Origin of the sequence: Arthrobacter oryzae (genome assembly GCF_003634095.1) — a bacterium.
Lineage (GTDB): Bacteria > Actinomycetota > Actinomycetes > Actinomycetales > Micrococcaceae > Arthrobacter > Arthrobacter oryzae.
The window spans coordinates 263,065-276,679 of record NZ_RBIR01000003.1; the positions used below are offsets into that span (position 1 = coordinate 263,065).

Consider the following 13,615-nt stretch of genomic DNA (forward strand, 5'->3'; position numbering starts at 1 on the left):
AATGGGAAGTGGCCCCGGAAGCGGGCCATGCGCTGAACCGCAGAATCGCATCCCGTGTGCCTCCGGCCTGTCCCCCATGGTGCCGGAGGCACCTCCGCGTAAAGAACAGCGCCGGAGGCCGCTCCGCGTGAAGAACAGCGCCGGAGGCCGCTCCCCGGGGAGTGCCTTTGTCCTTAGACCGTGCGGACGACGTCCTCGTAGGCGAACTTCGGCTTGGCGGCGCCCCAGGCGTCTTCCCCGGGCTGGCCGATGTTGACCACCAGGAAGCTCTTCTGGCTCCCGTCGGGGAAGAATGCGGCGTCGATTTTGGCGAAGTCGGCGCCGGTCATGGGACCTGCGGCGAGGCCGAGGGAGCGCACCGCGAGGATGAAGTACCCGGCCTGCAGGTGGGCGTTGTTGTTGCCGGTGGTCGCGGCCAGGTCCGGGGCGGCGTCATACATGGCCTTGGGAGCGTTGTAGCCGGGGAGGAATGCGTCCCACTGGTCCTGCCAGGCGGTGTCGTAGCTCAGTACGGCGACGAGCGGCGCGGACGCCGTCTTGGCACGGTTTCCGGCGGCGAGTGCGTCCACGAGCGTGGCGCGGGCTTCTTCCGAGCGCACGTATGTGACGCGCAGCGGCTGGGAGTTGAAGGCGGTGGGCCCGAACTTCGTCAGTTCGTAGATGGCGCGCGCCTGCTCGTCGGTGACCTCTCCGGTGAAGACGTTCGCCGTCCGAGCCTCGGCAAAGATGGCGTCCACCGCTGCGGCGTCGATTACTGCTTCTTCATGGGCGATCGTCATTCGCGTCCCTTTCGCTGGGCCTGCTCACCGTCCGGCGGCGGGCGTTCTGCTGTCCCTAGTTGCAACGGAGGTCCGGGGCGCCTGCTTCCCGGCACGCAGAGTGACGTCGCCCACAGCGGGTGCGGGCTGCGCGGTTCCCAGCGTGACGGCCCGTAAGGTCAGCCAGGAGCCTGCCGCGGCCTCTTAGCGAACGATGATCTCTCCGGCGAGATGGCCGACGGCGAGGCCCGCGTGCACCCGGATTGCATCAACCAGGGAATCGTCGTCCGCATAGAACCCGGGGCTGTGGTTGGGGAACAGCCCGCGGCCGCCCTCCACCGGCCGCAGCTGGTCGACCTCGATCCGGGTGTCCTGGACCCCGTAGCTGAGGTACGCGCCGCCGTAGGCATTGACGAACTCGGACACGTCGTCGTAGCCAAGCGTCACGGGCACCTCGACAATCCTTTCCCGGCCGACAATCCTGCCGAGGGCGGGCAGCATTGCATCAATCCACTCCCGCCGGTTGATGACCCCCGGAACAGATTGCAGGAAGTCGACATCGGTCGTGCAGCCGAAGGCCTCCGCCTGGTGCACGGCCAGCCGGCGCATCCCCTGCTGGACTACGCCCATGTCGGCGTCGACGGTGCAGCGGATGGTTCCGAACAAGGTGACGGCCTGCCCGATGATGTTGAACCGGCCGACATCCTGGACGTGGCCGAAGCTGACGGAGGTCGCGTGCTGCGCGGGAACCTGCCGGTAGAGTTCCCCGACTCCGCCGATGATGCCTGCGGCCGCCGGCATCGGATCGATTCCCATCCACGGGGTGGAGGCATGCACCTGCCTTCCCGTGACGGTGAGCCGCACGACGCACGACGCCGCATATGAAGTTCCGGCACGGTAGCCGACGACCCCGGCGGGCAGCGGTCCGACGTGCATGCCGAAAACCATGGTCGGCTCGGGGTCGGCCAAGGCTCCCGCCAAGAGCATGGCGCGGGCTCCGCCGGTCTCATCCAGAGGCGGACCTTCCTCTGCGGGCTGGAAGATGAACAGCACAGTCCCGGGCAGCCGATCGCGCATGTCCGCCAGGACGCCTGCCGCGGCAAGGACAACCGCGGTGTGACAGTCATGGCCGCACGCGTGCGCGACCGGGAAGGGTCCGCCAGGATAGTTGTGGTCGACCGTCGTCGATGCAAACTCGACGCCAGACGCTTCGGCCACCGGGAGCGCATCCATGTCCGCCCGCAGGGCCGCGACCCTCTCCCCCGGCAGCCCGCCGCGAAGGACTCCGACGACGCCGTGCCCGGCGATGCCTGTACGGACCTCGTCGAGACCGACCGAACGGAGGTGCTCAGCGACCAGGGCGGAGGTCGCACTTTCCCGATTGGAGAGCTCGGGATGCTGGTGAACCCGATGGCGGAGCCGGATCAGCTCGGCGCGGCGTGCCCGGGCCAAGCGGTCAATCTCGGAGCCGAAGTACTCTGACATCACACAACACTCCTTCCACCGGTATTCCCGGAGTATGGCCGGAGGTCGCGGAAAACGCAACGGGCGCCGAGGCCCGCTCTTCAAACCCCGCGCCCGGACCTGTTCCGCGCCGGACGCGCCCGGCCTGCGCGGTAAAGTTGCTCGGGAAGATTCCTTCCGCGCCCGCCCCACATTCTCTGAAAGGCTCCCGGCAATGAGCATGCTCGGCACCAAATGGAAGCTCCACGGCACCGGCAAGTCCGTCCGCCCCGGTGAGGTCGTCAGGCCGGATGAACGGCTCACGTGGCCGCTGACCATCGGGATCGGGATGCAGCACGTTGTGGCCATGTTCGGCGCGACCTTCCTGGTCCCGATCATCACGGGCATGCCGCCGGCCACCACGCTGTTCTTCTCCGGCATCGGCACCCTGCTGTTCCTGGTCATCACCCAGGGACGTGTCCCGAGCTACCTCGGCTCCAGCTTCGCGTTCATCGCACCGATCCTTGCCTCGCAGCAGCAGTTCGGCATCCCCGGGGCGCTGGGTGGCGTCGTACTGGCGGGCGCGGCCCTCGCCGTCGTCGGCGCCGTGGTGCAGAAGTTCGGCGCCGGCTGGATTAACCGGGTCATGCCGCCGATCGTCACCGGTGCCATCGTGGCCCTGATCGGGCTGAACCTGGCGCCCGCCGCGAAGGCCAACTTCGACAAAGCCCCGGTGACCGCCTTCATCACGCTGGCCGTCATCATCGTGGTCAGCGTGCTGTTCCGCGGCATGCTGGGACGGCTGAGCATCCTGGTGGGCGTCCTGGTGGGCTACGTCGTGGCCATGATCCGTGGCGAGGTGGACTTCTCCAAGATGGACAGCGCCGGCTGGGTGGGCCTGCCGCACTTCCAGACCCCCGAGTTCCACCTCGGCGTCGTGGGCCTCTTCGTGCCTGTGGTGCTGGTGCTGGTGGCGGAGAACATCGGCCACGTGAAGTCCGTGTCCGCCATGACGGGCCAGAACCTCGACGGCGTGTCCGGCCGTGCGCTGCTGGCCGACGGCATTGCCACCATGATGGCCGGGTTTGGCGGCGGGTCCGGAACCACCACCTACGCCGAGAACATCGGCGTCATGGCTGCCACCAAGGTGTATTCGACGGCAGCCTACTGGGTGGCGGGCATCTTCGCGGTGGTGCTGAGCTTCTCGCCGAAGTTTGGCGAACTCATCGCCACTGTCCCCGCCGGCGTCCTGGGCGGCGCGGCCACGATGCTGTACGGCATGATCGGCGTGCTGGGCGTGAAGATCTGGGTCCAGAACAAGGTGAACTTCTCCAACTCGATCAACCTGACCACGGCCGCCGTGGCGCTGATCATCGGCATCGCGAACTATACGTGGACCCTCGGCGACCTGACGTTCAACGGCATCGCGCTCGGCTCGGCCGCCGCGCTGGTGATTTACCACGGCATGAAGGCGATCGCGAAGGCACGCGGCACCGTGGCGGAGCCCGAAACGGAAGATCCGGCGTCCGTTGCGACGGCGGCGGTCAGGGCCGCCGCGAAGCGCGCCCCGAAGAAGCGCCGCTAGCGGCATTCGCCGCAGCGCCGAGCCCAGGCTCGGTCGTGGTCTCAGACTCAACAGCTAAGGCCGGCATCCGGCCACCGTATGGTGGCCGGACGCCGGCCTTTCGCGGCAGCAGCGACTCTCTGGCGACGTTTCTCGCCGCCGGTTCTATCAACGTGACCAGTCGCTAGTTCTGATCGGCGGCTTAGCCGGCGTCGAAGGCGTCCTTGTCATCATCGCGGTCCTTCGGCGACTTGCTGTCCGGCAGGTCGGTGCCGGAGCCGTCGGGCAGTCCCGCCGCGTCCTGGCCGGACTCCGAGGAGAACGGCCGCCCGGCGTCGGGTTCTTCGGTGTTGGATGCATCCATCTCGGCGTCGGTCGAGGGCACCACGGTGTCCCGGCTGTCCGCGTCGAAGCCGCGCTCCGTACCGGCGTTTTCTGAACTCATTTGTTCCTCCGTTCCGCCCAAGCGTCCTGCGCCCGGCTCTCCTGCACTGTCTTGGTCTTCGGCGCCGAACTGGCTCAGGTCCGGTTTGGGCTCCATCGGCGCGCTAAGGCCGGGCTGCTTCCCGGCGAAGTAAACAGTTTCCACCATAGCCGCAAAGTAGTCAGCACACTTACTAGCCGAGGGGCGGCCTGACGGGGCGCGGGCAGGAACCAGGCCTCCGCGCCCCGGCCCCTAGGCTCCTTCGAGGACCTGGCTGGTGGTCCAGGCAAGATATTTTGCGGCGTTGGCGACGGCGTCGTCCGGCCCCGCGGCGACATCGAGCAGCTGGGCGGCGGCCACCACGCCGTGCCGGGCGAGGTCCTCCGGGGTGACCAGGATGCGTCCGGCCACCACGATCACCGGGATCCCCAGGGCCTGGGCGGCGTCGGCAAGGGCAATCGGCGCCTTGCCGGTCAGTGACTGGCTGTCCATGGACCCTTCCCCGGTGATGACCAGATCGGCCACCGCGAGTTTCGCGGCCAGCCCGGTAAGTCCGGCCACAAGCTCGAAGCCGCCTTCCAGGGCGGCGGTACTGAAGGCCAGGAACGACGCCGGGAAGCCGCCGGCGGCCCCGGCGCCGGGGACGTTGACGTCCCGGCCTGTCGCGCCGCGCAGGACCGAGGCCCAGTTGCGCAGGCCGGCGTCGAGCAGTTCCACCGCGTCGGCGTCGGCGCCTTTTTGCGGCCCGAACACGTGTGCCGCGCCGTCGCTGCCGTACAGCGGATTCTGCACGTCCACGGCGATCCTGAACTTCACCGCGGACAGCCGCGGGTCAAGGCCGCTGACGTCCACGCTCGCGACGTCGGCCAGCGAGCCGCCGCCGAGGGGCACCACGTTGCCGGCGGCATCCAGCGGCTTCAGGCCGAGCGCCCGGAGCGCGCCGCTGCCGCCGTCGCTCATGGCCGAACCGCCGACGCCGAGCACGATTTCCGTGGCACCGGCATCCAGCGCGGCGGCGATGAGCTGACCGCACCCGTAGCTGTGGGCGCGCAGGGCGTTGGCCGGCGTGGGCTCCATGTGCGCCAGCCCGGAGGCCTGCGCCGTCTCGATCACCGCGGTTGCGCCGCCGAAGGCGTCCTTGCGGATGGCCCACGCGGCACCGATCGGGGCCAGGATGGGTCCAACGACCGCGTTGAGCCGTTCCTCATAGCCGGCGGCGACCGCAGCCTCGAGGGTTCCCTCGCCGCCGTCAGCCACGGGAAATTGAATGGCCTCGGCGTCGGGATAGACGCGCAGGGCGCCCTCGGCGATGGCGGCGGCGGCTTCGGCGGCGGTCAGGGAGCCCTTGAACTTGTCCGGGGCGATGAGGATACGCATGGGCTCTATCCTGCCAGCCCGGCGGCCCCGGCACGCTGACAAGGCCACTTTTGCGGGAGGCCGCGTCTACGCCCAGGTCCCGCGCTCCTGGAGGACCGCCTTGAGCAGGTCCGCGCGGTCCGTGACGATCCCGTCCACGCCCAGATCGAGCAACCGGTGCATTTCCGCGGCCTCGTTGACGGTCCAAACGTGGACCTGCAGGCCGTGCCGGTGTGCCCGCCGGACGAATCCGGGCGTCACCACGGGCACCGCGCCGTAGCGGACAGGCACTTGCAGCGCGTGGACGCCCTGCAGTGCCCGGCGCACCACCACGGCCATCAGCCGGTCCGGCAGCGCCGGTCCCAGCAGGACGAACACGGCGTTGGAGACGGTGCCGGCCGAGCTCGCAGCAGGCCGGCTCAACTGCTTCAGCACCGCGCGGCGCCGCCGGTCCGAGAAGCTGGCCACCAGCACGCGGTCGTGCAGTCCGTGGCGTTCGATCGCCGAGGCCAGGGTGGCCACGGAGTTCCAGTCCTTGACGTCGATATTGAGCCGGACGTCCGGGAACGCGGCGACGAGCTCGTCAAAGCGGAGAATCGGCTCCGTCCCGCCGATCCTGGCCCGGGCCACGGCCGCCGCCGGCAGGTCCGCGATCCGGCCCCTCACCTCGGTGAGACGGTCCAGCGTCTCGTCGTGGAAGAGCACCAGTACTCCATCGGCCGTCGTGTGGACGTCCGTCTCCAGATGCCCGAATCCGAGGTCGACGGCGGCGCGGAACGCGGCCATCGAGTTCTCCAGGCCGACCAGCGAAAAGCCCCGGTGGGCCATCGCCAACGGCATCCGGGGGGCGTCCTGGGCGCTGGCGGCGGGGCCCTCCGGGCCCTCTGCGCTGTTGCTGGCAGGGCTGCGGCGAGGTGCGAAGTAGGGGTGCGGGGTAGTCACTCCTGAAGCGTACCTGAGCCCCCGTTCTGCGGCGCGGGGCCGAAGTTGGGCTCGACTGCTCCCCCGGGCGCCGGAGCTGGGCGGCAGGGGTCAGGAGTCGTGCGGGCGGATTTCGACGCCGTCGCCGCAGTGCAACAGCGTGCGGCCGCGGCCGCCGTCGAGGTCCACCCAGACAACGCTGTGGTCTGCCGTCACGGCGTCCACGAGGCCGCCCGTCTCGAAGCCGGGGGCGAGCCGAACGCTGACGCGGTCGCCCCGGCGCAGCTGCCTCCAGTGCCCGTTCGGCTCCACGCGCCGGAGGGGTTGTTCGTCGGTCTTGTTGACGCGGTACTTGGCCATGATTTCCCCACTATCGGTCAAACGATCTGTCGCGAGCCTTCAGCCTAGGAGGCCAAAGTGAACGCCAGTTGACCGCCCGCTGAGAATCCGGTGTCCGGCCCTGGCGCGTCAGCGCAGCCGCACGCCCAATGCGGCGAGCTTGGCCTCGAGGATCTGGGCCACGCCGTCGTCGTCGAAGTGCGGCGCCTGCTGGCCGGCGGCGCGGATCGCCTCCGGGTGGCCGCTGGCCATCGCGTAACCGTCCCCGGCCCAGCGGAGCATTTCGATGTCGTTGGGCATGTCGCCGAACGCCACCACGTCCGCGGCGTCGATGCCGAGCGAGGCGGCGTATTCGGAGAGGGTCACGGCTTTGTTCACGCCGGGAAGGGACAGCTCCAGCAGCGCCATGTTCGGCGCCGAGTGTGTCGCGGCGGCCAGATGGGCGACGGCGGGGGTGACCTCGGCCAGGAAGTCATCGGCCGTGCCCTCCCGGACGATGGCCAGGAACTTCACCACGGAGTCGTCGGCGCTGAGGGTGGTGTGCAGTGGCGCGGGTGTGACCTCGCCGAGCAGCCGGCTTGTACCGGGGTCCAGGAATCCCGGTTCCAGGTGGAAGCCGGTCAGGGTTTCGGCGGCAAACAGGGCGGCCGGGCGCAGCCGCCGGATGATGCGGCGGGCCTCGAACACGGCGTCGAGCTCCAGCCCACGCGCCGAGAGCATGCGGTCCGCTTCCAGGTCCCAGACCACGGCGCCGTTGGAGCAGATGACGGTGCCGGCGTGCCCGAGTTGGTCCTGAAGGGGGTGGAGCCAGCGCGGCGGCCGGCCGGTGACGAACACCAATTCCACCCCGGCGTCGCGGCAGGCGTGGAACGCGCGGACGGTCCGGTCGCTGATTTTGCCGTCATGGCCGAGGATCGTTCCGTCGATATCGCTTGCTACGAGCCGCATACTGCCAGTCTACGTTGGCCGCCGGGCCTCGACGTCGGCCGCGTCCCTGGCGCCCCCGGTACCCCCGCCGGCGTCCCCGGGACCCCCGCCGAGATCGCCGGAAGGCCCCGAGTTCGCCGAAAACTTCCGGCGAGTTCGGGGCCTTCCGGCGACTTGGGCGGCGGCGAGGGCCGGGCCAGGCGGCGGAGCCGCGTTAGTGCTGTTCGTAGTGCCCGGTCAGCCGGGCCCGGCCCAGGGTGTGGCTGAACAGCGCAAATCCGAGGCTGGCGGGGCTGTCGTTCTTGCCGACCTCGAGCTTCTCGACGTCCACAGCATGGACCACGATCAGGTAGCGGTGCGGACCGTGTCCCTTGGGCGGGGCCGCGCCGATGTAGCCGGCGAATCCGGCGTCGTTCCTCAGCTGCAAGGCCCCCGCGGGGAGCGCCGCGCCGTCCCGCGAACCGGCGCCGGCCGGCAGCGAAGTCACGTTCGCGGGGATGTTGAGGACCGCCCAGTGCCAGAAGCCGCTGGCCGTGGGGGCATCGGGGTCAAAGACGGTCACCGCGAAGCTCTTGGTGCCGGCCGGGGCGCCGCTCCAGCTCAGCTGGGGGGATTCGTCCCTGCCTCCGGCGCCCATGAGGCCGCTGCGCTGAGCCGGGGGCATCGTGGCGCCGTCGGCGAAGGAGTCGCTGCTGACGTCGAATGCGGGGACGTTGGGCAACGGTGCGTAAGGATCGTGGGCTGTCATGGCTGCCTCTCTTCTACTTTTTGCTCGTCTTGTGATGCCGGGCGTGCCTTGCTGGTCCCCACGCTACCAAGCTCCATCCTGGCCATTTCGGCACGCGTGGGCGGATTGGCGCCGGCCCGGGACACGGTAACGGCGGCCGCACGGGAGGCATGGGCGAGAATGTCGCCGAGGCTTTCGGCGGAGAGCTCGCGCAGGGCCTTGCGGTTTTGTGCCCCGTCCAGGCCAAGGTCCACCACGCCGGAAAGCAGCGCGGCCATGAACGAATCCCCCGCCCCGACGGTATCCGCAACCTCGACCCTGGGAGCGTCGAACTGCGCAACACCGGCGGCGTTGATACCCCACGGGCCTTTGCCCCCGCGGGTCACCACCACCAGGGCCGGCCCTTCCGAGCCGCCCAGCTCCAGCCAGCGCCGGGCCGAGTCCAGCGGGTCGACGCCCGGATAAAGCCATTCGAGGTCCTCGTCGGAGGCTTTGACGACGTCAGCGAGCGCCACAAACTTTTCCGCCTGGCCGCGGGCGTAGTCCACGTCCGGGATGATGCTGGGGCGGCAGTTGGGATCGAAGCTGATGGTGGCGGACGGGTGGGCGCGCTCGACGGCGGCCAGCACGTCGGCGGCACCCGGAGCCAACATGGTCGCAATGGATCCGGTGTGCAGCAGCGTCGTCCCCTGCAGCAGGAACGGCAGGCGCGCCGCGACGCCGGGAAGCTCCCAGGCGAGGTCAAAGGTGTAGGTGGCGGCGCCGGCGTCGTCGATCAGGGCGGCGGCCACGCTGGTGGGCAGCTCGTCGGGTCCCACCGGGAGGAGCACGGAGCTCGACTTCAGGTGCGCGGCCAGGGCCTCGCCGTAGGCATCGCGGCCGTATCGGCCAATGAACTGGACCGGATGGTCCAGCCGTGCCAGCCCCACCGCGACGTTGAGGGGGCTGCCGCCGACATGGGCCTGGACGCCGGAGGAACGCTGGACGACATCGACCAGCCCCTCGCCTATAACTGTGAGCATGCTCATACTCTGCCAGAGAATCCGGTCCCGCGCCGTGTGTTGCCGGAGCGGGTCAGCACGTGACGGGCCCCGCCCGGGCGGCGGGGGGCGTGTTTCAGCCGCAGGCGTCAGGCAGCGGTGGTGTCGACGGGGATCCCGGCGGATGCGGCGTCGGCAAACCTGGCGTCGATGTGGACCACGTCCCGGCCCGCGCGCTGAAGGAGGCTGGCGGCCACCCCGGCGCGGTAGCCGGAACCGCAGTGCACCCAGAGCTTCCCGGCAGGGATCTCCTCCAGGCGCAGCAGCAGTTCGTGCAACGGCACGTTGACCGCGCCCACCACCCGCGAAGCGGCGAATTCGTCGGCCCGGCGCACGTCCAGGACTGTGTCCCCGGCGTCCCGGCCGGCCAGCACACCGGCCCATCCGACGCGCGGGTAGGAGGCGAGGGGCGCCCGCGGCGCCAGGACGTGGGGTTCGGTTCCGACGGCGGCGTCCGGGGATTCGATGCCGATCCGGGAGAGATCGCGGATGGCGTTCTCGAGGTCTTCCCGCGAACCGACCAGGGTCAAGGCTTCACCCCACGGGAGAACCCAGCCCAGGTAGGTGGTGAAACTGGAGCCTGAGCCGTACTCAAAACTGACGCTGCCCTTGAGGTGGCTGCTGGCGAAGGCCACGCGCCGCCGGAGGTCCACCACCCAATCGCCTCGTTCCAGGCGCCGCGAGAGCTCGGCGGCGTCGAGTGATTCGGGCACGGACAGATCTGCGGGCCCCGGCCCCCGGACGTTGGCCGGACCCATGTGGGCGTAATAGGACGGGTGGTCCGTGAGGTTGGCGATGAGCTGGCGGACGAAGTGGTCCTCGTCGGGGTCCGTCAGGGCATGGTTGGCGGCAAGTTGCTCGCCGATCGTGGAGGACCGGGCGCCGGTGGCCGGCCCGGAGGAACAGAACGAGCCGAACCCGTGGGTCGGGAAGAGCGCGGCGTCGTGGCCGCCCTCGGCAACGAGACGCCGGACCGAGGCGTACTGATCGTGCGTCAGGCCGACCGTGTCCGCCTCGCTGACAAGGTCCGTGCGGCCCACCGAGCCGTAGAGGAGGCTGCCGCCGGAGAAGACGGCCCGCTTCCGGCCGTCGTCCACGATGTACGACATGTGGGTATGCGTGTGGCCCGGGGTGGCAACGGCTTTGACGGTGAGGGAGCCCACCCGCACCGTCTGGCCGTCGGTCACGGGCGTGCGCTCGAAGGCCACGGGGTCGGCGGCGTTCACGAGGTAGCTGGCGCCGTGGGCGCGGGCCAGGATCAGGCCGCCGGTGATGTAGTCATTGTGCAGGTGCGTCTCGGCCACGTGGGTGATGGTGACGCCGGCGTCGCGGGCGGCCGCTTCGATGCGGTCGGTGTCCCGCTGGGGGTCGATTGCCAGCGCCACGGAACCGTCGTGGACCAGGTAGCTGCGGTCCCCGAGTTGCGGTGTCTCGATGACAATGACTTCCATGGTCGCTCCCGGAGTCAGCCCCGGTTGACGGGGTGTCCCTCATCCTGCCACTGCATGATTCCGCCGGTGACGTTGACGGCGTCGTATCCCTGGTCTTCCAGGTAAGTGGTGGCCTGGGCGCTGCGTCCGCCTGCGGCGCACATGACGTAGACCGTGCCGCTGGCCGGAACTTCGGCAAGGGACTGAACAAATCGTGAGAGCGGGATGCTCCTGGCGCCGGGGACACGGACCGTGGCGTATTCGTCCTCTTCGCGGACATCAACGATTTCGGTGGCGTCGCCCAGGGCGGCCAGGTCCTTGACGGAGATGCTCTTCATGCCTGTTCCTTTCGAGGGCGCCGGACGGCCCGGCGCGATATTCCCAGCTAAACAATGATACCCCTTGGGGTATCAGGAGTGCTCGTTGCGGCCCCTCCCGCCCGATCCCCCGATTCAGCCTCACTCTAGCCTGTCGACCCGGCCTGCCGGAGGGCCCTGCTGGTAGACGTCCGGGATGCCGTCGTGGTCCGAATCGATCTTTTCCTCTTCCTCCGACTGGCGGTAGTGCGTGTTGCGTGCCCGCAGTACCGTCGTCGCGAGGAGCGCGGCGAGCAGTGACGCCGCGAGAATGCCCACCTTCGCGTGGTCGTCGTGGACGGCGCCTTGGCCGAAGCTCAGTTCGGCCACCAGCAGCGACACGGTGAAGCCGATGCCGGCCAGGATCGACAGGCCGAAGACGTCGACCCATTTGAAGGACCCGTCCAGGTGCGCGCGCGTGGCCTTGGTGATGACCCATGTGGTACCCAGGATTCCGGCCGGCTTTCCGAGCACGAGGGCCAGGATGATGCCGATGGCCACGGGGTCTGTCAGGGCGGCACCGAGGCCCTGCACCCCGCCGACGGCCACCCCGGCCGAGAAGAACGCGAACACCGGGACGGCGATTCCGGCGGAGATCGGGCGGAAGCGGTGTTCGAAGATCTCCGCGAGGCCCGGCCCGGCCTCGGGCCCGCCGCTGGCCCGCGAGCGGATGACGGGAACGGCGAAGCCGAGCAGGACCCCGGCCACGGTGGCGTGGATGCCGGACGCATGGACGAGCGCCCACGTAACGGCGCCGAGCGGCAGCAGGATCAGCCAGGCGGCGATTGCGTGGGTGCCAAAGAACCGGCGGTATTTCTGCACCAGGAACGTATAGAGCCCCAGCGGAATCAGGGCCAGCAGAAGCGGGACAGGGTGGAGTTCGCTCGTGTAGAAGACAGCGATGATGGTGATGGCCAGAAGATCGTCCACGACGGCGAGGGTGAGCAGGAAGATGCGCAGCGCGCTCGGAAGGTGGGAACCGATAAGCGCCAGCACCGCGACGGCGAAGGCGATATCGGTCGCCGTGGGGATGGCCCAGCCCCGCAGGGTCTCGGGGCTGGAGAGGTTGACGGCCGCGTAGATCGCCGCGGGAACGGCCACGCCGCCCACGGCGGCGGCCACCGGAACCACGGATTTGCTGAACTTCCGCAGGTCGCCCGCGACAAACTCGCGCTTGAGTTCGAGGCCGACCAGGAAGAAGAAGATGGCCAGCAGGCCGTCGGCGGCCCATGCCCCCAGGCTCAGGTCCAGGTGCCAGGGCGCGTAGCCGATGGTGAAGTCGCGGAGCGCGAAGTAGCTTTCGGACGCCGGGGAGTTCGCCCAGATGAGAGCCACCACAGCCGCGGCGACCAGCAGGGCCCCGCCTACGGTTTCTTTGCGGAGGATTTCACCGATCCGCAAGGCCTCGGCGTAGCTGCCCCGGCCGAATACGGTGAGGCGCGGAGGTGCGGGGGGTGGGGGCGAAGGGGGCAAAGCGCTCATGGGATCCTCAAAAAAGGGTCGACGGAACTATGCCGACCAGACTTCCCGGCGCACCTTGGATCAGTCTATTCGCTTTCGCCGTCGGGGGACGGAGGCCCGGAACCCGGGCCGGCCCCCGGCCATGCCTACCCCTGGTCAGGAACACGCCCTAGCCCACCTGCACGCCGGCCGTCATATCGCCGACGCCCGGCGTGCCGTCGGAGAGCGCGTACCGCTGCAGCACCGCACCCTTCGGTGAAGCGACCACCGGCTCGAGGAGTCTGAGGTTCGTCGGAACCACCCCGGCGGCGAAGACCTTCTTTCCGCCGCCGAGGAGGATCGGATACACCCAGAGCGTGAGCCGGTCAAAGAGCCGCTCGGCGAACAGGGTCTGGACGAAGTCGAGACTGCCGATCACGTGGATGTTCTCGTGCCGGTCACGCAGTTCGCGCACGGCGGCGACCGCATCCGGACCGAGCAGGGAAGAGCCGGCCCACTCGAGGGCCGGCGTCTGGCGCGAGGCCACGTACTTCGGGAGGCGGTTGAACAGCCTGGCGATGGTCCCGTCCGCGTGCGGCCAGTACGCGGCGAAAATGTCGTAGGTCCGGCGCCCAAGCAGCAGCGCATCCATCCCCGCCATCCCGGCAACGACCTGCTCGCCGACCACCTCGTCCAGGAGGGGCGCCTGCCAACCGCCAAACGCGAAGCCGTTCTCCAGGTCCTCATGCGGGCCGCCGGGCGCCTGCGCGACGCCGTCGAGCGTGGTGAACAGGTCGATATGGATGAGTCCCATGCCGCTTTCCTCCTCTGCCGCCCGTCGTCGCCCCGGCGACGGGATCACTTTGAGGCTGGCACACGATCCCCCGCGA

General features: G+C 69.4%; 14 protein-coding genes. 1 reads left to right on the top strand and 13 read right to left on the bottom strand.

The features are described from left to right. Positions 1 to 173 precede the first annotated feature (173 nt). On the bottom strand, positions 174 to 779 hold the full coding sequence (locus C8D78_RS08870) for a malonic semialdehyde reductase (RefSeq protein ID WP_120952534.1): 606 nt from the start codon (positions 777 to 779) through the stop codon (positions 174 to 176). A gap of 183 nt (positions 780 to 962) precedes the next feature. Next, the gene (locus C8D78_RS08875) at positions 963 to 2,243 is read right to left on the bottom strand and encodes a M20 metallopeptidase family protein (RefSeq protein ID WP_120952537.1); all 1,281 of its coding nucleotides are present in this window, start codon (positions 2,241 to 2,243) and stop codon (positions 963 to 965) included. A gap of 193 nt (positions 2,244 to 2,436) precedes the next feature. On the opposite strand from C8D78_RS08875, the gene C8D78_RS08880 reads away from it, so the two are divergent. Next, the gene (locus C8D78_RS08880; protein WP_120952540.1) at positions 2,437 to 3,786 is read left to right on the top strand and encodes a uracil-xanthine permease family protein; all 1,350 of its coding nucleotides are present in this window, start codon (positions 2,437 to 2,439) and stop codon (positions 3,784 to 3,786) included. A gap of 181 nt (positions 3,787 to 3,967) precedes the next feature. Here the strand turns inward: C8D78_RS08880 and C8D78_RS08885 are convergent, their stop codons facing one another. From C8D78_RS08885 to C8D78_RS08935, 11 genes are all read right to left on the bottom strand, one after another. Continuing rightward, complete coding sequence (locus C8D78_RS08885) at positions 3,968 to 4,357, bottom strand: hypothetical protein (RefSeq protein ID WP_244208317.1); 390 nt, start codon at positions 4,355 to 4,357, stop codon at positions 3,968 to 3,970. 84 nt (positions 4,358 to 4,441) lie between these two features. After that, positions 4,442 to 5,566 (bottom strand): glycerate kinase, encoded by a 1,125-nt coding sequence (locus tag C8D78_RS08890; RefSeq protein ID WP_120952543.1) that lies wholly within the window; start codon positions 5,564 to 5,566, stop codon positions 4,442 to 4,444. Between the two features lie 66 nt (positions 5,567 to 5,632). After that, a complete protein-coding gene (locus C8D78_RS08895; RefSeq protein WP_208641927.1) occupies positions 5,633 to 6,373 on the bottom strand; it encodes a glycerophosphodiester phosphodiesterase family protein in 741 nt (246 codons plus the stop codon). 204 nt (positions 6,374 to 6,577) lie between these two features. After that, the gene (locus tag C8D78_RS08900) at positions 6,578 to 6,826 is read right to left on the bottom strand and encodes a hypothetical protein (protein ID WP_120952549.1); all 249 of its coding nucleotides are present in this window, start codon (positions 6,824 to 6,826) and stop codon (positions 6,578 to 6,580) included. A gap of 108 nt (positions 6,827 to 6,934) precedes the next feature. Further along, the gene (locus C8D78_RS08905; RefSeq protein ID WP_120952552.1) at positions 6,935 to 7,753 is read right to left on the bottom strand and encodes an HAD family hydrolase; all 819 of its coding nucleotides are present in this window, start codon (positions 7,751 to 7,753) and stop codon (positions 6,935 to 6,937) included. Positions 7,754 to 7,946: 193 nt separating this feature from the next. Beyond that, entirely contained in the window at positions 7,947 to 8,480 is a 534-nt protein-coding gene (locus C8D78_RS08910; protein ID WP_120952555.1) for a YbhB/YbcL family Raf kinase inhibitor-like protein, read from the bottom strand. Beyond that, positions 8,477 to 9,481: a carbohydrate kinase family protein gene (locus C8D78_RS08915; RefSeq protein ID WP_244208318.1), complete on the bottom strand. Its 1,005-nt coding sequence runs from the start codon at positions 9,479 to 9,481 to the stop codon at positions 8,477 to 8,479. Before C8D78_RS08915 ends, C8D78_RS08910 begins: the two co-directional genes overlap by 4 nt. A gap of 107 nt (positions 9,482 to 9,588) precedes the next feature. After that, positions 9,589 to 10,950 (bottom strand): MBL fold metallo-hydrolase, encoded by a 1,362-nt coding sequence (locus C8D78_RS08920; protein WP_120952558.1) that lies wholly within the window; start codon positions 10,948 to 10,950, stop codon positions 9,589 to 9,591. Positions 10,951 to 10,964: 14 nt separating this feature from the next. Then, positions 10,965 to 11,267 (bottom strand): rhodanese-like domain-containing protein, encoded by a 303-nt coding sequence (locus C8D78_RS08925; protein WP_120952561.1) that lies wholly within the window; start codon positions 11,265 to 11,267, stop codon positions 10,965 to 10,967. Between the two features lie 120 nt (positions 11,268 to 11,387). Then, on the bottom strand, positions 11,388 to 12,767 hold the full coding sequence (gene nhaA / locus C8D78_RS08930; protein ID WP_120952564.1) for a Na+/H+ antiporter NhaA: 1,380 nt from the start codon (positions 12,765 to 12,767) through the stop codon (positions 11,388 to 11,390). 148 nt (positions 12,768 to 12,915) lie between these two features. After that, complete coding sequence (locus tag C8D78_RS08935; protein WP_120952567.1) at positions 12,916 to 13,539, bottom strand: dihydrofolate reductase family protein; 624 nt, start codon at positions 13,537 to 13,539, stop codon at positions 12,916 to 12,918. Between the last annotated feature and the right edge of the window lie 76 nt (positions 13,540 to 13,615).